The 18,421-nt window shown below is 41.3% G+C and carries 13 protein-coding genes; 4 read left to right on the plus strand and 9 right to left on the minus strand.

What is annotated here, in order from left to right; genetic code table 11:
* Window positions 1–5 precede the first annotated feature (5 nt).
* The 8 genes from allB to QM454_RS02250 all read right to left on the minus strand — a co-directional run bounded on the left by allB (window position 6) and on the right by QM454_RS02250 (window position 11,692).
* Window positions 6–1,364, minus strand: a complete 1,359-nt coding sequence (gene allB, locus QM454_RS02215) for an allantoinase AllB (RefSeq protein ID WP_432360986.1) — start codon at window positions 1,362–1,364, stop codon at window positions 6–8.
* 17 nt (window positions 1,365–1,381) lie between these two features.
* Window positions 1,382–2,779 carry an NCS1 family transporter gene (locus QM454_RS02220; RefSeq protein WP_432360989.1) on the minus strand — a complete coding sequence of 466 codons (1,398 nt, stop codon included), beginning with the start codon at window positions 2,777–2,779 and terminating at the stop codon, window positions 1,382–1,384.
* Window positions 2,780–3,116: 337 nt separating this feature from the next.
* A complete protein-coding gene (locus tag QM454_RS02225; protein ID WP_432360992.1) occupies window positions 3,117–4,811 on the minus strand; it encodes an FAD-dependent oxidoreductase in 1,695 nt (564 codons plus the stop codon).
* 255 nt (window positions 4,812–5,066) lie between these two features.
* A complete protein-coding gene (locus QM454_RS02230; RefSeq protein WP_432360995.1) occupies window positions 5,067–6,341 on the minus strand; it encodes a YheC/YheD family protein in 1,275 nt (424 codons plus the stop codon).
* 169 nt (window positions 6,342–6,510) lie between these two features.
* Window positions 6,511–7,626 carry a S8 family serine peptidase gene (locus QM454_RS02235; protein WP_432360998.1) on the minus strand — a complete coding sequence of 372 codons (1,116 nt, stop codon included), beginning with the start codon at window positions 7,624–7,626 and terminating at the stop codon, window positions 6,511–6,513.
* Between the two features lie 210 nt (window positions 7,627–7,836).
* On the minus strand, window positions 7,837–8,604 hold the full coding sequence (locus tag QM454_RS02240; protein ID WP_432361001.1) for a 3-hydroxybutyrate dehydrogenase: 768 nt from the start codon (window positions 8,602–8,604) through the stop codon (window positions 7,837–7,839).
* A 77-nt stretch (window positions 8,605–8,681) separates the two neighbouring features.
* Window positions 8,682–10,010, minus strand: a complete 1,329-nt coding sequence (locus tag QM454_RS02245) for a GntP family permease (RefSeq protein ID WP_432361004.1) — start codon at window positions 10,008–10,010, stop codon at window positions 8,682–8,684.
* A 341-nt stretch (window positions 10,011–10,351) separates the two neighbouring features.
* The gene (locus QM454_RS02250) at window positions 10,352–11,692 is read right to left on the minus strand and encodes a sigma-54 interaction domain-containing protein (protein ID WP_432361007.1); all 1,341 of its coding nucleotides are present in this window, start codon (window positions 11,690–11,692) and stop codon (window positions 10,352–10,354) included.
* Window positions 11,693–11,823: 131 nt separating this feature from the next.
* Here QM454_RS02250 and QM454_RS02255 point away from each other — a divergent pair, with 131 nt between their 5' ends.
* Window positions 11,824–13,896: a S9 family peptidase gene (locus tag QM454_RS02255; protein ID WP_432361008.1), complete on the plus strand. Its 2,073-nt coding sequence runs from the start codon at window positions 11,824–11,826 to the stop codon at window positions 13,894–13,896.
* 46 nt (window positions 13,897–13,942) lie between these two features.
* On the opposite strand, the gene QM454_RS02260 is transcribed toward QM454_RS02255, so the two are convergent.
* The gene (locus QM454_RS02260; protein ID WP_432361011.1) at window positions 13,943–15,301 is read right to left on the minus strand and encodes an amidohydrolase family protein; all 1,359 of its coding nucleotides are present in this window, start codon (window positions 15,299–15,301) and stop codon (window positions 13,943–13,945) included.
* Window positions 15,302–15,404: 103 nt separating this feature from the next.
* On the opposite strand from QM454_RS02260, the gene QM454_RS02265 reads away from it, so the two are divergent.
* The 3 genes from QM454_RS02265 to QM454_RS02275 all read left to right on the plus strand — a co-directional run bounded on the left by QM454_RS02265 (window position 15,405) and on the right by QM454_RS02275 (window position 18,408).
* Window positions 15,405–16,298, plus strand: coding sequence for a helix-turn-helix domain-containing protein (locus tag QM454_RS02265; RefSeq protein ID WP_432361013.1), 894 nt, complete (start codon window positions 15,405–15,407; stop codon window positions 16,296–16,298).
* Window positions 16,299–16,458: 160 nt separating this feature from the next.
* A complete protein-coding gene (locus QM454_RS02270; protein ID WP_432361015.1) occupies window positions 16,459–17,160 on the plus strand; it encodes a lysophospholipid acyltransferase family protein in 702 nt (233 codons plus the stop codon).
* A gap of 66 nt (window positions 17,161–17,226) precedes the next feature.
* Window positions 17,227–18,408 (plus strand): DHH family phosphoesterase, encoded by a 1,182-nt coding sequence (locus QM454_RS02275; protein ID WP_432361018.1) that lies wholly within the window; start codon window positions 17,227–17,229, stop codon window positions 18,406–18,408.
* Window positions 18,409–18,421 lie beyond the last annotated feature (13 nt).

An 18,421-nucleotide genomic window follows, 5' to 3' on the forward strand; every position in this document is an offset into this window, starting at 1 on the left:
TTTACTTATTCGTTAGTAGAAATTAGCTTTCCAATCGGTTCTCCAACGATTCCACGTTCTACATTAAAGACGATGTTTCCGCGAACGATTGTTGTTGTGACACGGCAGTCAATTTTCCTTCCTTCGTATGCACTATGTTTGTTTTTATAGTACAAGTCTTCCCTTTTCACCGTATACGACTCGTTAGGGTCGACTAAAATGATATCCGCATCTTTCGAAACTGCAATTTCACCTTTATGAGCTATGTTGAAACGTTCAGCCGGATTCGTTGCAATTAAATTAACAAATTTATGAACCGGAAGTCCACGTTGCTTAACCGCTAAGTCAAACATTAAATCGACGTTATTTTGCGCGCCGCTAATTCCGCCCCACGCTTCCCACAAGTTTCCTTGCTTTAAGTCCTCCGTACAAGGTGAATGGTCGGACGTGAGCCAGTCGATATTCCCGTTCATCAGCTCGTCCCATAGTCTTGCTTGGTCTTCCGCTTTTCTAATCGGCGGCTGGCATTTTGCTCGTGGGCCGATTTCATCGACTTGTTCAGCAGTAAAGGCAAAATAATGAGGGCATGATTCAACCGTTACATCTACACCTTCAGTACGTGCTTTCAAGATCGTCTGTATCGCCTCTGATGTACTAATATGAACGAGATGCAATTTACAGCCAGTCTCTTTCGCAAATAGAATCGCACGTTGAACAGCTTCCACTTCTGTGAAAATCGGACGTGATTCCGCATATTCAACACCAGAGTTTTTGCCTTCCCTCGCAAATTCCTTCGCAAGTCCGGACGTAACGGACGCGTTTTCCGCATGGATGCAAAGGATCTGATCCAACTCAGCTAGCTTTTGCATGCCTTTGTACAATGTGAAATCGTCCACATTTATGAAGTCTTCCGGAATTTCGCTCGTAATATCGGATAGGAAGCATTTGAAAGCAAGAACGCCAGCGTCAGCTAATTCTTTTAGATTGTCCAAGTTCTCCGGTACGAGTCCACCGTAAAATGCGTAGTCAACGTAGTTTTGGTTTTCAGCTGCTTCTAGTTTAAGATCTAATGCTTTTTTATTAATTGTTGCTGGCAAGGCATTGAGCGGCATTTCTACGTAGCTTGTCGTTCCACCTGCAGCTAACGATTTCGATCCTGTTTCGAAACCTTCCCATTCGGTTCGGCCCGGTTCACTAATGTGTACATGTGTGTCAATCATTCCTGGCATAACGTATTGCCCTGTTGCATCAATGACCTGTTTCGCGTCATCTGTAATTGTTTCAGCGATGCAAGTGATTTTCTCATCTTTAATGCCAATATCAACGTTATAAACACCGTCGCGTAAAACGACATTACCGCCCTTAATGACTAAATCGTATGTCATGTAGAAAACCTCTTCCTTTAACTTTCAAAAATCGTTCCTTTTTTAAAGCTTGAATTTTTAAAGGCATACTTTGACAGAAGATAGTAAGTTGTTCCTGCCACCACTACACCGATAATCCATGCCAGCTCAACCTCTACGAACGCTGCGGCTGCACCGATAAACATCGCAAGCAATCCAGCTGGATTATACCCAGCAAAAGGACCTTCCTCATTATATAAATCAGCAGTATCCACTCTTTGTTTTCGTAAAATAAAATATTCGACTAATAGTATTGAGATAACAGGGCCTAAAAATGCGGAGTAAATAAGAATAAACATATTTAGACCTGTAGCTGACGATTCCTGAATAAGTACCCAAGGGAATGCAACTAATGCAAGCAATCCTGTAATCGTTACAGATACTTTATATTTTAATTTTGTCAGTAACGTAATGACATAAGCCGGCGGAACGATGTTAGCGACCATATTTGTCGCAATAACCGCAACGACGATAAACGCAGATACACCGACAGAAATATACGGATTATCAATTACGATTGGAAGTGCTTGTGCAGGATTCGTTACACCCGTTGCTGCAGCGAGCATTGCTCCAATGATAATAACAAAACCGTATGAAATTGTAATTGGAATAAAGTATAACGATCTGCGCTTTTTATCGCGCACACCCGTTTCAAGTTCTCTTGAATAGTCTGCCGCACTGACAAAAATTCCTGCATAGTTCCCTAAAAAGACCATAATGAGTCCGAAGAACGGTAAGCCCCATGAGCCTTTTGCTTGTACTAAGTTTTGCGTAATCTCAGCTGTATGAGATGACATTAAGATACCAAACACATATACAAGAGCTGCCATGAAAACAACAGATGCAACCGTCTCTACCCATTTAATCGCATGGAAACCGAATAACGAAAGGACAATTTGAAGTAATTGAAGAGCGATGAAGCAAACGACAATATTATCGAAAGATCCATTCGTAACGATCTTCGCAATTTCATTTAACGCAGTCCCGCCAATCCAACTTTGAATACCGTACCAGACGATAGCAGGTATACCGCGTAATAATGATGAAATAACAGTTCCTTTTATCCCGAAAGACATTCTAAGCTGGACAACGTACGGAATCCCTTCTTTATAGCCTAGTCGATCGTTTAACGCAAAAATTGTTGAAATGATACCTATTGCAATTAGAGCTGCGAGGATTGTTTGGAAGATGTTTAATGTTGCAACTCCCGCTACCATTACGCTTGCCCCTAATGTCATATTGCCTAAGTTAACTCCGTCGCCGATCCACATGAAAATATAATCTCTTGGCTTAACGGTTCTATCCTTTTCGGATTTTGGATACAGCGATTCGTCCAATGATGAGGAGTGTTCGATTGCAATCCCTTTTGTATCATAACTTTCATTTATTGTAGCCATATTTTCCATACCCCTCTCGATGCTGCATTGTAAGTTACATTCTTCATTACTAAAAAAAGTACTTTTAAAACTCTTCAAAGTGAATAATCCATATTATACATAGCTAGAGAGGGAAGGTCTTTATGTTTAGTAGCCAAAATGCACAAGTCTTTACTATACAATGTGCATAGTTTTTTTATCATAACAGTTCATTTGAACAACCGGTTGTACACTTTGCACAAAAGAAATCGATCTTTATTCACCTTGCCTATACAATCATTGGAATTAGATACAATTTTCGTCTTTGTCGAATAAAAACAAAACCCCCAATTATCGGGGGTTTCATTTTCATTACATATTATTTGAAATTGTACTCTGTTACAATTTTCTCCCTATCCATAACGGAATCATTGTAATACTCATATAGACAAATTCCTAAAAATGATCCAGAAACATTATACACGTTCTCATACCCTAAGTTTTCGAGCGCGATAACCATATTGTAACTGCGCTGTCCTGAACGACAATGAATATAGACAGGTTGGTCAGTTGGAATTTCATCTAAACGGTCTCTAAACTCGCTTAATGGAATATTAACTGCATTTTTTAAATGGCCTCTATTGTACTCACCTTGTTCTCTTGCATCGATAATGAACGCATTAGTTTCAACTAACTGACGGACTTGTGAAACTTTCACTTCATTATATGTTCCGTATAACTGGTTGAGCGCCACTAACGCTGCATGGTTCACTACATCTTTAGCTGTTCCTAACATTGGTGAGTAGGATAGTTCGAGATCTTTTAAATCCTCCAACGTTCCATTCATCGTAATCATCGTTGCTATAACGTCAATTCGTTTATCGACATTCCCTTTACCGATTGCTTGGGCCCCTAAAATTCTCCCTGTCGGAACTTCGTACAACAATTTAAAATGCATCGGGTGACTATTTGGCATTAGTCCTACTTTATCGGCAGGAATAATATAGACGGAGTCATAACTAATGCCCGCATTCTCAGCTGTTTGCTCATTTAAACCTGTCGATGCCGCTTTTAAGTCAAACAGATGAATGGACGATGACCCAATGACCCCTTTATTTCGGCTTGGAATCCCATACATATGATCCGCAGTCGCTCTCGCCTGCTTTTGTGCTGGACCTGCTAATGCGAGTCTCGTAGGTGCGTGTGTCAGTTTATGATAAACTTCAATCGCATCACCAACAGCGTAAATGTTTTTATCACTCGTTAAATAATTTTGATCGACTTTAATGGCTCCAGTTTTACCAATTTCAAGACCAGCTTGTTGCGCTAATGAAATTTCGGGTCTTACACCAATCGCCAATACGACCGCATCGGCTTTTACTTTCTTGCCTGATTGCGTTTGTACATATCCGTCGCCGATCTTATCTAGTCCATCATTTAAAATGAGAGTCACTCCATGATCGACCATTTCTTTATGGAGAATTTGCACCATATCGTAATCGAACGGTGTCATAATTTGGTTAGCGAATTCAACTAACGATACGTTATAGCCTGCCAGTCTTAAATTCTCTGCGACCTCAACACCGATGAAGCCACCACCAACTACGGCAATATCTTTACTACCGTTTTGTTTAATATACGTATTCAGCCTATCAATATCAACAACATTTCGTACTGTAAATACATTGTCGCCATTGACCCCTTCTATATTCGGACGAATCGGTTTAGCACCAGGTGAAAGAACTAATTTGTCATAGCTTTCTTCATACGTTTCGTTCGTACCTGTATGTTTAACGGTAACCGTTTTTGAATCCCGATTAATTGCCACAACTTCTTGATTGATTCTAGCTTCGATATTGTATCTTTTCTTAAAAGTTTCTGGGGATACTAATACAAGATCATCGCTATTTTCCACAATACCGCTTAAATGATAAGGGAGTGCACAATTTGAAAAAGAAACGTGTGGCCCTTTTTCAAACATGATAACTTCCGCTTTTTCATCTAGTCTTCGTACTCGAGCTGCTGCAGAAGCACCACCTGCAACCCCGCCAACAACTAAAATCTTTTTCCTCATGATTTCCCACTCCTAATTCATGTTCTTTTCCATGTTTACTTTATACCCCTCAGGGTATGTTGTCAAGTATCTGGAATAGAAAAACGGGTGCCTGTGCAATAAACTATTCAGACAATACACTACAATTGCATAAATAGAAAAAGGAAGCTGATCATATCAGCCTCCATCTTACTCCATACTGCATTTTTATATTTTTTTATGAATTGCCATAAATGCACCATGCACAAAATGTACCATGCACAGGCACCGACACAATTATAATTCCCTATTTATATTAGTTATTATTTTATAAAGATCTTTATTAAAGCGTTTGAAAATGTTAATATCGGGAACAAGGTTTGTCTCAAATAGCCAAATCTTCCCTCTATGGTCCACTCCGATATCCATACCGATTCGCGTAAGCTCTGGATATTGTTTACCAAGTAGGCGTGCGGCTTTAAGACATACAAAGTTAATTTTTCCGATAATATTTTCAGGCACTAGTCCATTTATTGAAGCTTCTTGAAGGGCTTTTTCAACGGGCAAAAGGGAACCTATGACGTTCGTCACAAAGTAATTTTTCGCAGCTACTTTTGCTAGTTTAGCGGTTACTTCCCATTCATTTCCTCCATCTTTACGCTGCACCATTGCGCGAATATCAAAGACATTTTTATTAATAGTAGCCAGATTGATTCGTTCCTGTATAATATAGCTTTGTTTATACAGAAAGTTGTTCTCAAGATACTCGATAAGTTCCGATTTCCCTATCACTGTATGCTTACTTCTTTCATTGTGAACTTCAAATAGATCTTTTTCCGATAATTTGACTTGCACAATCCCTATCCCCCACTGACCGTGACATGGTTTTAGGATGACCTGTTTATACTTTTCAATAAATCGAAAGAAAATAGGTGGGGTAAATAATTGCGTATTGGGAAGGTAATTGCGAAGCTTTTTTATAGAAGTCAATAATTGATGCTGGCTCCATTTGCTTTTCGAGAAATGAAGTTCAATATCTTGAATCCACCACTTTTCCTCAGTTAGTCCAATATTCAAAAGATAAGTAGGGCAGGTAGGAAGATACTTTTCCAATTCTTTGGCCGCTTCAATCGCGATGTTCTGGATTCTGCTTTCAATTACTATTAATCCTTCCTTGGATAGTAAACCATCTTGATCAGATATGGAGGATATGTTCCAATCATTATTCACTTGCCTATTAACGGTGACAAAAATATCCATGACTTCCTCATCATCGCCTATGAAATTTATATTTTGAATAATAGTAAATTTTTCTATTAAGCACGTTTCATTAATATAATTAAATACATTTTCCTTTTCCGCTATAACCTCAGATTTACCACGATTGGATACGATAAAATCCGCTTTACTATTTGGCAGCAATTCAACAATGATTCTAGCTGAACCAAAGCTTGGCCGAATTATTATTTTCTGTTGTAAACTAATGTTAAAATTCTTCCTATTAAATAGTTCAGTATTTACTAGATGAGGATTAATTTCATTGTTCGATTTTAAAATTTTGTATAAACTCATTCTTCCCCTACTACTTCGCAAAAACTCCACCTCCATACACGATAAGCCGTGAAATGATAAAAGAGTTTAGAGCCTCGCGTTTTGTCGTTAACCGTCAGAATTAGTTTAACGTTAACGGAAGCCCTAAACAATCGGCGTTAAATATTATTTTCCGACTACATCAATGAAGTTAAACCGTTCCAGCATTTAGAAGGGCTGAATTCGCATTAATCCTTCCGAATTGGTAGAGAACTCCTGAGCCGGGTACTGCATCTGTAGATGATTCAATTGCTAGCCTGATGGATTGGTTACTTAATATTGGAAAAGTCGCCTTTATTAAAGCCGCAAGCCCTGCTACAAAAGGAGTTGCCATAGATGTTCCGTTTAATGGTCCAAAATTAATGCACCCTAAGACATTCGCATGATTTGGACACGTTGAATAAATGCCAACGCCCGGAGCAGCAACATCAACGCCATCACCAAAATTTGAAAAAGATGCTTTTTCGTCATTCTGATCTGTCGCGGCTACACTAATCACGTTTTCATACGCTGCAGGAAAGAATGGTGCATTTGTATTGTCGTTTCCTGCTGCTGCCACTATTACAACCCCTCTATCCCAAGCATAAACGACTGCATCTCTTAACAATTGAGAGTCAAATGAACTACCAAGGCTCATATTGATAACAGTCGCTCTTGCATCAGTTGCGTCAACGATCCCTGCAGCAACCCAGCTAAATGCACCAACACCGTCATCGCCTAACACCTTTAAATTCCATAAATTTGCTGTATTGAAACTAACGCCAGCCCCAAATAACTCATTATCAGTAATCGCACCTGCAATGCCCGCAACATGCGTACCATGACCATAAATATCATCAACCGTTGGCGATGATGTAAAGTTTACATTTCTTGAAACTTTTGCTGATAAGTCTGGATGATCTTGATCTATACCTGTATCAAGAACGGCAATCGCTATGTTTGTCGGTGTAGTTACGGCTTTACACCATGCTTCTGGTGCCATTATTTTTTCAAGGCCCCATTGCAAATCGAAATTCGGGTCGTTAGGAATGATACTTCTGCAACCAGTTGTATGAACATTTCGATCCACTTCGATATAACGCACTTTCGGATTTGCTGAATATTGAGCGATAGATATATCCATCTGCGGTGCGGGTACTGTTACAACCTCAACGTGTAACTGATCAATAACTTGTACAACATTCGCCCCCAATAAATCATGAACTTCTTTACGCTCTTCTTTTGTAATATTGGGATAGAATCCGACTATTAATCGTTGATCCGCCATCTATAATCCTCCTTGAATATAGTTAAAGGGTTACATCGAATAACCTGTGCACAGATACCGACATAATAAGTAGAGAGCGCTCTCTGTTATCAACATATGTAACAATCGATTAAATGCATGGACAAACAACCGAAGAGTTAATTAATTTTTTTAAAACATCCCGCATACTAAAAAAAGTAACCTCCCAAGAAATGAGAGGTTACTTCATTATTACTGTACCGTATATCCACCATCTAGTACGACTGCTTGACCTGTCATACCTTTCGCCGCATCGCTCGCAAGGAACAATGTTAAATCGGCGATTTCTTTCACATCTAATAGTCGCTTCTGCGGAACTAATGGGTAAATGACTTCCTCGAGTACAGCTTCAAGTGGAACATTGCGTGTTGTCGCTAAGTCTTGTAGCTGATTGCGCACTAACGGCGTGTCAACATACCCAGGACAAATTGCGTTTACCGTAATGCCATCTGTTGCCGTTTCTAAAGCTGCTACTTTCGTCAACCCAATTACACCATGCTTCGCTGAGTTGTACGCGGCCTTTCCTGCGAAACCGACAAGTCCATTAATGGAAGCCATATTTAGGATACGACCAAAGCCATTTTTCCTCATATGCGGTAAGACGAGCTTTGTTGCAATAAAAGGCGCTGTTAGCATAATTTTAACGAGCAACTCGAACCGCTCTGTCGGAAAATCCTCGAGCATCGCAACATGCTGCATCCCTGCGTTGTTAATGAGAATATCAATCCTTCCAAAATGATCGATTGCTTCATTGATCGCCTTTTCTAAATCAGCTTCAGACGTAACATCACATTTAATACCTATTGCTTCTCCACGAAGATTTTGGGCAGCAGTCTTCACTTTCTCCTCATTAATATCAGAAAGAACAACTTTAGCGCCAGCCTCAGAAAATTCTTGAGCAATTTCAAAGCCGATCCCTTGTGCAGCTCCTGTAATAAATAATACTTTTCCTTCTACCATGCGAACTCCTCCTGAAACAAAATTACAGGGCGCCTACTCGATGTACCTATGACGCCCTAAAGGTTAACCTGTTTTTGTTAAATCCCAAATCCAAAGGAGAACAAGATAATTGCAATTGCTACTCCAATGACCGGAACAATGACAGTTAAGGCACCCATTGCACCGTATGCATCTCGGTGTGTTTCACCGCAGATAGACTGAATAGTTGTGACAACATAGCCGTTATGCGGAAGTGAGTCAAGTGCACCAGACGAGATGGCGACAACTCGGTGCAATGCCTCTGGATTTACTCCCATGTCTAAGTAATGCGGAGCAATTAATGGCAAGGCAATCGTCTGACCACCTGACGCAGAACCCGTCATTCCTGCAATGACCGATACCGCTATCGCTGCACCAATTAAAGGAGAGCCTGGAATGCTCGTCATAGCTTCTACAGCCATTTTGAAAGCAGGAACCGCTCTTGCAACGCCTCCGAAGCCGACGACAGCGGCGGTGTTACCAATTGCAACAATCGCGCCAAGTGTACCTGCAGAAACAGCTGCACCAAAATTCGTTGAATATTTTCTTCCTACAATGTACGTAGCAATAATTCCACCGAGCAATGCGACAATCAATGCGGATTGCGCTAACGAATCATGGAATATATATGAAATAATGAGTACAACAGCTAAAGGTATCATAGACAAAATAGGATTTGGCAGTGTACGTGTCGTATCGAATGTTGGATCTGATTCTCTGCCGACAAATCGCTCACCTTTGTTAACCGCTTTTGTTATCATTCTCTTCAGCCACCAATAGCCAAACACCGCCATAAACACGGCGACAATAATACTAACTTCCCAGCCTGCGTAAGCATTTGTATTCAAGTACGGAATCGGAATCCAGTTTTGAATTTCCGGTGATCCAGCAGAAGTCATCGTAAATGTGACGGAACCGAGAGCAAGTGTCCCAGGAATGAATCTTCTTGGCAAATCAGCTTGCTTAAATAAAGAAATGGCCATTGGATAAACAGAGAAAGCTACAACGAATAAACTTACGCCACCATATGTCAAAATCGCACACGCAGCGACGATTGCTAATACGGCATACTTCATTCCCAATTTATCGACGGTCCATTTTGCAACGGCATCCGCTGCTCCGCTATCTTCCATAACCTTTCCAAATACTGCACCAAGTAAGAACATCATATACCAAGCTGCAATAAAGGAAGTGAATCCACCCATATAGCTTGTTACAAAATCAGCTTGTCCTTCATCAGCAAGTTTTGCAAAGAGCGGCATTCCACTCATGAGTGCAACAAACAATGCAGAAACAGGACCGACAATTAAAATATTTACGCCCCTCATCGTCAGGTAAATAAGAAGAGCGAGTCCCCCAATTAAACCAATCATACCTAATGCTTCCATCGAATTTCCCCCAAATGTCATAATAATGTAAGTTAGCTGTAGCGAAAGAATAATAATGAATTCTAGTCTTACATCCTAAAAAAAAATCGCTACGAAAAATTGCTCGATCGTTCCTCTCCCCCAATTCCACCTCCATCACGCGTCACTAGAAAGCGCTTCCAACATATTTAATCAAACATTATGAAATCTTGCAAACCCTTATTCCTATGCAATTTGCTAGATAAAGAGAAAAAACAGTCCGGAAAATCGGACTGTTTTTTCATAACGCTTTCCAACATATAAAACATACACTTTATCACGTCCGGATTCCCGGACTGTTGTCCGGAATTTCGGAAAGTAGGTCAGAAGTTATATTTTTTACATTTTTCATATAACGTACTTCTACTTACCCCTAACACCTTTGCAGCTTCTCTCTTATTTGGGTACATTTGAAGCGTTTCGGAAATAATTTTCCTCTCCATTTGCTCAATTGCTTGCTGTAACGTTTCGGTATTTCCCGTATAGTATCGGGATTTAACTCGTACTTCTTGAGGCAAGACGATAGGCTCTATTACATCTCCATTTGTTAAGTAAACTGCCGCTTGAATTACGTTTTGTAATTCCCTCACGTTCCCGGGCCAATTATATTCTTTTAAGTATTGCATCGTTTCCGGCGCAATGGAAAGATTACGCTTTCCCACTTTTGCAATCGTTTCATGAAAAAAGTGATTCGTAATTTCCTCAAAATCATCCATTCGCTGACGAAGCGGTGGAATTTGTAATGTAATTGCATGAAGCCGGTAATACAGGTCTTCTCGGAACTTTCCGGATTCCATTAACGTTTTCAACGGTTGATTGACAGCGGCGATAATTCGGACGTTTACTCTAATCGCTTTATGTGATCCAATCGGTTCAATCGTTCCTTCCTGGAGCACGCGCAATAACTTAACTTGCATCGATAGTGGCATGTCCCCTAAATCATCCAAAAACAATGTTCCGCCTTCAGCTTGATGGAATCTCCCTTTTCTTTGGAGTTGTTCATTCGCTCCAACACTGCCAAAAAGCTCAAGTTCAAGAAACTCTGCTGGTATTGCTGCACAGTTTACTTTTACAAAAGGTTTGTCAGAGCGGTTCGATAAGTAATGAATACTTTGTGCAAACATTTCCTTTCCTGTTCCGCTTTCTCCCTGAATTAATACAGGTAAATCACTTGGGGCAATCATTTGTATCGTTTCTTTAATTGATCTAATTGAATCGGATGATCCGAGAATATCTTGAAGTTTAAAGTTCTCATTCTCTGTTGCCTGTCCAATTTTAATTTTCTCCATTGTCGTTCTTACATGAGAGCTCAAATTATGCCAATCGTTCAAATCTCGAAAAATAACACTTCCGAAAGCCCCTACAATTTCTCCATCCACTCGCAATGGAACACGATTCGCTAACATATACGTTCCTTTTATGAAGTGTGGCGATGCGATATGGACGTCACCCGTTTCTACAACTTCATGCATCCGAGAGTTTTCAATGACTTCGTCCACTGGCGTTCCGATTGCTTCTTCACGAGTCGTTTCAAGGAACTTACAGTATTCTTCATTGATATATAAGATATTCGATTCTTTATCTACGACGACAAACCATTGAAATGCATTCTCCAGTATTTCTAGTAAGACCGATTCGGTTAATCTATCCGTAACTGATTTCATCATACCCCTCCCCCATGTCCCTCGTTATCTCATCTTCTCAAAATAGTAATTATAGTGCAAATAGCAACTAAAAGAAGGGATTCATAAGCAAAGACTCGAAACTACTATTTATATGGAAGGAGGAAATTTTTATGCAACTACCTGTAGCAAAACGTATTCCCCATCCCCATCATTTGCATGGCGATGTGCGTGAGGACGACTATTATTGGCTGAAGGATCGCTCCAATCCGGAAGTCATTCAGTATTTAGAGGACGAGAATCGGTATTACGATGACGTCATGCGCCCACTCGAGGAGAGGACTGAACAGATTTATCAACGTATGGTGGACCGTGTTCCCGATTCAGAAGTGAAAGTGCCAATTCAACATGGACAATTCTTCTATTACTCTCGTTTGGATAAAGATAAGCAGTATCCGATTTATGCACGTAAGAAGGCTGCAAGCCGCGAGTTACTGCCGGAAGCGAATGAAGAAGTTGTGCTAAATCTGAATGAATTAGCTGAGGGTGATGACTACTTAAGTGTAACCGTGCAGCGGATGAGCACCGATCATAACCGACTCGCTTATTTGGAGAACCGGGACGGCACGGATCGATATACGATCCATATTAAAAACATGGAAACGGACGAGCTTCTGCCAGATCGAATTCCGAATGTCTTTTTGTATGGCAGTATGGAATGGAGCCGTTGCGGTGAGTATATTTTTTACATTACGGTTGATGAGAATCAACGTCCGTGCCGATTATGGAGACATCGTTTAGGTAATGACGTGATGAATGATGAGCTCATCTTCGAAGAAAAAGACGAGACGTTTACGTTGTTCATGGCGAAATCGCAAAGTGGGAAGTTTATTTTTGTTTATTCGCATTCGAAAACGTCTAGCGAAATCCGTTTGTTAGATACAGATGCCCCGCTATCCCCTTTGCAACTAGTCGATGCGAGGCGGAATGGCATTCTCTATGATGTCGAGCATTGGGGAGACGACTTGCTCATCTTGACAAACGAAGAGGCGCTAAACTTTAAGCTGCTCCGTTGTCCTCTTGATGACCTTCAGTCACGGGTGAACGTTGTTGAGTATAGTGAGGATCGATACCTTATAGCTATGCACCCGTTTCGCGACAAGCTGCTTGTTGCTGGTCGTGAGAATGGATTGACGCAAATCTGGATCGTTCAGGACGGGACGTTAGAGCGAATTGAATGGGAGGAATCTCTCTACACAGTTTCGGTTTTAGCCGATCAAAGCTACGAGACGACGGAAGTGTTAATTCAATATGAGTCGCTTCTTACTCCTAAAACAACTTACGGGCTGAATTTGCTAACTAGAGAAAAGCAATGTTTGCAAGTTGCTCCCGTCAGCGGCGAATATGATCCCTCAAGCTATCGTCAAGAACAATTGTGGGCTGTAGCTGAGGATGGCGTGAACGTACCGATGATAGCAGTTTACCGGGAAGGTGCTCTCGATCAGGGGCCGGCGCCATTAATATTGTATGGATATGGCTCGTATGGAGCAAACAGCAATCCGCATTTCGATCCGTACCGTCTACCACTCCTGGACAAAGGAATTGTATTCGTTACGGCGCAAGTGCGTGGCGGTTCCGAAATGGGACGGAGTTGGTATGAGGACGGGAAAATGCAGAAAAAGCGAAACACGTTTACCGATTTTATTGCTGCAGCGAAACATCTTATTGAACAAGGCTACACAACTCCGAGCCAAATGGCGGCTCGTGGTGGCAGTGCGGGAGGCTTGCTCGTAGGCGCAGTAGCTAATATGGCAGGCGAACTATTTGAGGTCATCGTTCCAGCTGTGCCGTTCGTCGATGTCGTTACGACGATGCTCGATACGACGATCCCACTTACGACATTGGAATGGGACGAATGGGGCGATCCGCGAGAGCCGGAAGACTATTTCTATATGAAGTCATACAGCCCGTATGATAATGTCGAAGCAAAAGACTATCCGCATATGTATATTACGACTGGCCTAAACGATCCGCGAGTCGGTTATTGGGAGCCAGCTAAATGGGTTGCGCGATTGAGAGCGTTGAAAACGGATAACAACGTCATTGTGTTCAAAACGAATATGGGTGCCGGCCATTTCGGCAAGTCAGGTCGATTCAACCATTTGAAAGAGGCAGCGGAATGCTATGCTTTTATTTTAGACAGGCTTGGTGTTGCTGCCGAGCAAGAGGTTGCTAATCCACAATAAAAAACAGGAAGCTGATCAACTGATCGGCTTCCTGCTCTTCTTTTTTCTAGTTGCCAATTTCCACTTGCCCCATCCCCGATTCCCATCGCTTCTCGAATGCGGCCATTCGCTTTTCCATTTCCTCATCACTTTGGACATGTTCCAAAATTTCTTCTTGGCTATACACTTTCCCACCTTTGATCACTCGGTGAATCTCCTTTGTGTGATGAATCGCTTTCAGTGGGTTTTCATTCAAAATAACGAGATCGGCAATGTATCGTTCTTTTATTGCTCCGATGTTTTCAAGATTTATGGAGCGGGCCGCATGGATTGTCGCCGCCTGTAGCGTTTCCATTTCGGTCATGCCCATTTCATGGAATAGCTCCAATTCCCTATGCAATGCCATGCCCGGGAAAGTCCAAATGAGTGCCGGCGTGTCCGTACCGGCAACAACCGTGCCGCCAAGGCCAAAATAGGTTTTCGCGATAAGTTTGGTGATTGTATACTGGTTGCCAAGTTGCTGTTTTATTAATTCCGCCTGCTCTGACATACTTTGCCAATGGCTGATTAATACATCATGCTTTTCAAGTGAGTTTGTCACTGCGTTTTTTGGATACCAGACATCGGGATGTTGTTTCGCCTGGTCTATTAGGACAAGGGTCGGACAGAGCTTGACGTTGAACTGGAGCATCTTCTCGCAAAGTTCCTTGATCCTCTTCTCATCTGGCTCTTCCCAATTGATATGGCTCCATTCCGCTTGGTCAGCAGACGGATACCAGCCCGGATAGAGCACCTGAACAAATCCGGAAGCATGCTCGAACCACGTTACGCCAAGCTCCGCAGCAACCAAAGCGCTTATTTTTTTGGAATGAATCAGGTCACAGCTCACTTCCAAATCGAATTTTCTCGCCTCTTCAACCGTTGCCTGTATCACTTCTCTATTCGCCCAGCCGTACAATTTGATGAACTTCACTCCGGCTTCAGCCTGCCTTCTCACTTCCCGCCTCGCTTCTGCCGGATTTTCCGTCACGAGGTTTCCGAAGCTTGTCGGCCCCCATAGGCCGGGTTCCCCGTCAATCATCCGATCCGCCGAAAATACGCGAGGCGTCGGTGCATCTACCGGAGCCTCAATCAAATCCTCAATCAACAATACATTGCCCGCCGTATTCCGTACGGTCGTTACTCCGGAAGCCAAGAAATGCGGAGCAACATTATCGCGGATATGGCAATGCATATCAATCATGCCAGGAATGATGTATTTGCCCGACGCATCAATTGCCGGAATGCCATCCGGGAGAGTTTCATTAGTACGGTGAATTCCCGTTATCATCGTCCCTTTTATTTCAATTGAACCTATGAATGAATCACCTTTTTCCACATCGATGATGGTACCGTTTTTAACAATGTAATGATTTGTTTCAGCCATTTCAGCCGCCTCCTCATGTATAATGGGATTATCTAATTTTCATTGTATATCGAATAATCTTATACTCAATTTAATTTTCATATAGTGGAATTGGGGGATATAAATGAAGGCATACGGGGAAACACTGCGTCAAATTCGGGAGCAGAAGGGACTGACGATGAAGGAATTGTCGGATGGGATTTGCTCCGTTTCATTCCTATCTAAATTTGAGCGCGGCGATTCTGACATCACACTCGGGCTGTTTACTAGGTTGTTGGAGAAATTAATGGTGGGCTTTGATGAGTTTTTGTTCGTGCACCGAGATTTCCAGCCTAGCCGGCTTGAACAGTTTTTCAAAGCCGTTAGCAGCGCATATCAGCGGCGGGATTCGGATGTATTAAGGAAATTAAAAGAGCAGGAATTAAAAAAGTGGAAGCAAACTGGGGTTAAAACGTACCAATATCATGTGTTGATGATACAAGTATTTGAAATGATTGTTGATAACAAAGCGATTGACGAGGAGATAAATAAAGAGCATATCCAATCGTTAGCTGATTATTTATTCCATGTCGAAGTATGGGGACATTATGAATTCATGCTATATAATACGACAATTCTGTTCCTGAATACGGACATGGTCCTCCAGCTTTCCCGGACGGCGTACGAAAAAAGCATTCGGTACCGTGAGTTCCAAAAGGTGGACGATTTGATTGCCACAATTATCATGAACACGATCATCTATCTATTGGGATCCGTCAATCATTTCAATAAGGAGATGAGATTTCAAGCGGAATTGAACGAGTTCTTTTCCTATCTCGAAACCCTCGCGCTTCCTGAAAGTCGATTATTCGAACGGGTTAACTTAATGCATCTACGGGGCGCGTTTGAATTGAGACTGGGAAATAAAGAGGAAGGGATTGCCGCCATCCGAACAGCGATTCACCTATTATCGGAATTGGGCGCTGTACGTCATGCAAAAAGCATTGAAAATTATTTGGATCAAATTCTAGCATTTTAAAGAGACTGTAAGATAAACACCAAAATTCACGGTGTTTGCTTACAGTCTTTTTATATTTTATGACTTATTTTTCGTCGACAAGTGACATTTGTAACTTACTTAAGTTGTTTTTTTATTTATACTTACAGAAGATTAAATCTGAACGAGAAGAGGAAAATATATGCGTACTCTAGTTTTTCAAGGCTATATGTGGGGTTATATTTTAAGTAACGTAAACAAAACATTTACTATTAATAAATTAAACAAGACAGGTAAGAAAAAAGAAAAACTAGAATTAATGGATAGAATCATACTGAAATGTACAAATAAATTAATCAAAATCTCAGGTGCTGACTTAACCGTAACAGGAACAGAAAATATCCCTTTAGATGAACCTGTATTATATGTCAGCAACCATCAAGGGAATATGGACATTCCAATTTTGTATTCAACGGCTCCTCAAACGATGGCTTTTGTTGCAAAAAAAGAAATGGAGAAAATTCCAATGTTAGGTTTTTGGATGAAACAACGAGGATGCGTGTTTATTGATAGAGAGAATGCGCGTAGTTCCCTAAAGTCTATTAACGAAGCAATAGAAAAATTAAAATCAGGTACTTCAATTGCAATTTTCCCAGAAGGAACTAGAAGTAAAAGTCCTACCATCGGAGACTTTAAACCGGGTAGTTTGCGAATTGCCATTAAAGCAGGGGTCAAAGTTATTCCTGTAACGATTAAGGATTCGTATAAGTTGATCAGTGAGAAAGGCAAAAATACACCCGCGCAAGTGTCTGTCCATTACTCTGAGCCGATAGACCCGAAAAACTTTAAAGATACAAACGAACTCGCGACAACCGTTTTAGCAGAAATTAATAAATATTTGTAACAGGTGAAGTTGAGATGACTGTCATTCACGCGATTTGACTATACTGTCGTTCGAGGAGTGAAGGATATGTATAAATTGTTATCTCATAATGACTTGGATGGCGTTGGATGCGGTATTTTAGCGAAGATTGCTTTTGGAAAGCAAGTGAAAGTGCGCTACAATTCCATTTCCAGTCTTGATCGCGAAGTGGAATGGTTTTTGGAAAATGATGATCAGGACACATTTTTGTTTATTACGGATTTGTCGGTTAATGAAGAAAACGAAAATAGGCTAGCGGCGTTTTATGAAGACGGTGGAAAGGTCCAATTGATTGATCATCATAAAACGGCGTTACATTTTAATGAGTATGAGTGGGGACATGTCGTCGTAGAGGATGAAGAAGGTCAGTTGGCTTCAGCGACTTCCTTATTTTATGAATACCTTGTGACGCATCAACTGATGGAACCGTCAGAATCGGTAGCCGAGTTTGTCGAGCTCGTCAGGCAATACGATACGTGGGAATGGGAGAAAAATAATAATCAGTATGCACAACGTCTGAATGCCCTCTTTTTCCTCATGACGATTGAGGAATTTGAAGAAACGATGACTAGTCGACTATTAGCAGACGAACATTTCGACTTCGATGAGTTCGAAAAGAAAATTCTCGATATGGAAGAAGATAAAATCGAGCGATATATTCGCCGGAAAAGACGAGAGCTCGTCCAAAGCGAAGCAGACGGTCTATTTGCCGGGATTGTGTATGCGGAATCGTACCATTCAGAGCTTGGTAATGAACTTGGCAAGGAATATCCCCATTTGGATTACATCGCTATCTTGAATATTGGAGGGAAACGAGTTGGTTTTCGCACAATCCATGATCATATTGATGTATCCGAAGTTGCCGGAAAGTTCGGTGGTGGCGGGCATGCAAAAGCTTCAGGATGTTCGATGAACAAAGCTGCATTTCAACAGTTTGTGTTGGACACGTTCCACTTAGAACCAATACGAGAAGATGCGCGACGAAATCGTTACAACTTGAAACATTCTTCGTTCGGCTCCCTCTATAAAAACCGAATGGAAGAAAGCTTTTTCCTTTTTCCGGAGAACAATCAAGCATGGGCCATTAAACAAAATGACGTGAAATTGGAAGCGACGTTTTCAAGTTTCGAGGAAGCGGAGCGTTTCCTTAAAAGAACTTACGAAGCTTGGCTCGTACGGGATGATGCTTTTGTAAATTATTTAATGGAACAGGTAAGTAGTAGTGAGTAGGATGTAGATATTG

It is taken from the genome of Sporosarcina sp. UB5 (genome assembly GCF_050859005.1).
Classification (GTDB): Bacteria; Bacillota; Bacilli; order Bacillales_A; family Planococcaceae; genus Sporosarcina.

Bases quoted from the DNA above. Each gene is read 5' to 3' on its own strand.
- allB (WP_432360986.1), bottom strand. From the start codon at position 1,364: ATGACATACGATTTAGTCATTAAGGGCGGTAATGTCGTTTTACGCGAC.
- QM454_RS02220 (WP_432360989.1), bottom strand. From the start codon at position 2,779: ATGGCTACAATAAATGAAAGTTATGATACAAAAGGGATTGCAATCGAA.
- QM454_RS02225 (WP_432360992.1), bottom strand. From the start codon at position 4,811: ATGAGGAAAAAGATTTTAGTTGTTGGCGGGGTTGCAGGTGGTGCTTCT.
- QM454_RS02230 (WP_432360995.1), bottom strand. From the start codon at position 6,341: ATGAGTTTATACAAAATTTTAAAATCGAACAATGAAATTAATCCTCAT.
- QM454_RS02235 (WP_432360998.1), bottom strand. From the start codon at position 7,626: ATGGCGGATCAACGATTAATAGTCGGATTCTATCCCAATATTACAAAA.
- QM454_RS02240 (WP_432361001.1), bottom strand. From the start codon at position 8,604: ATGGTAGAAGGAAAAGTATTATTTATTACAGGAGCTGCACAAGGGATC.
- QM454_RS02245 (WP_432361004.1), bottom strand. From the start codon at position 10,010: ATGGAAGCATTAGGTATGATTGGTTTAATTGGGGGACTCGCTCTTCTT.
- QM454_RS02250 (WP_432361007.1), bottom strand. From the start codon at position 11,692: ATGAAATCAGTTACGGATAGATTAACCGAATCGGTCTTACTAGAAATA.
- QM454_RS02255 (WP_432361008.1), top strand. From the start codon at position 11,824: ATGCAACTACCTGTAGCAAAACGTATTCCCCATCCCCATCATTTGCAT.
- QM454_RS02260 (WP_432361011.1), bottom strand. From the start codon at position 15,301: ATGGCTGAAACAAATCATTACATTGTTAAAAACGGTACCATCATCGAT.
- QM454_RS02265 (WP_432361013.1), top strand. From the start codon at position 15,405: ATGAAGGCATACGGGGAAACACTGCGTCAAATTCGGGAGCAGAAGGGA.
- QM454_RS02270 (WP_432361015.1), top strand. From the start codon at position 16,459: ATGCGTACTCTAGTTTTTCAAGGCTATATGTGGGGTTATATTTTAAGT.
- QM454_RS02275 (WP_432361018.1), top strand. From the start codon at position 17,227: ATGTATAAATTGTTATCTCATAATGACTTGGATGGCGTTGGATGCGGT.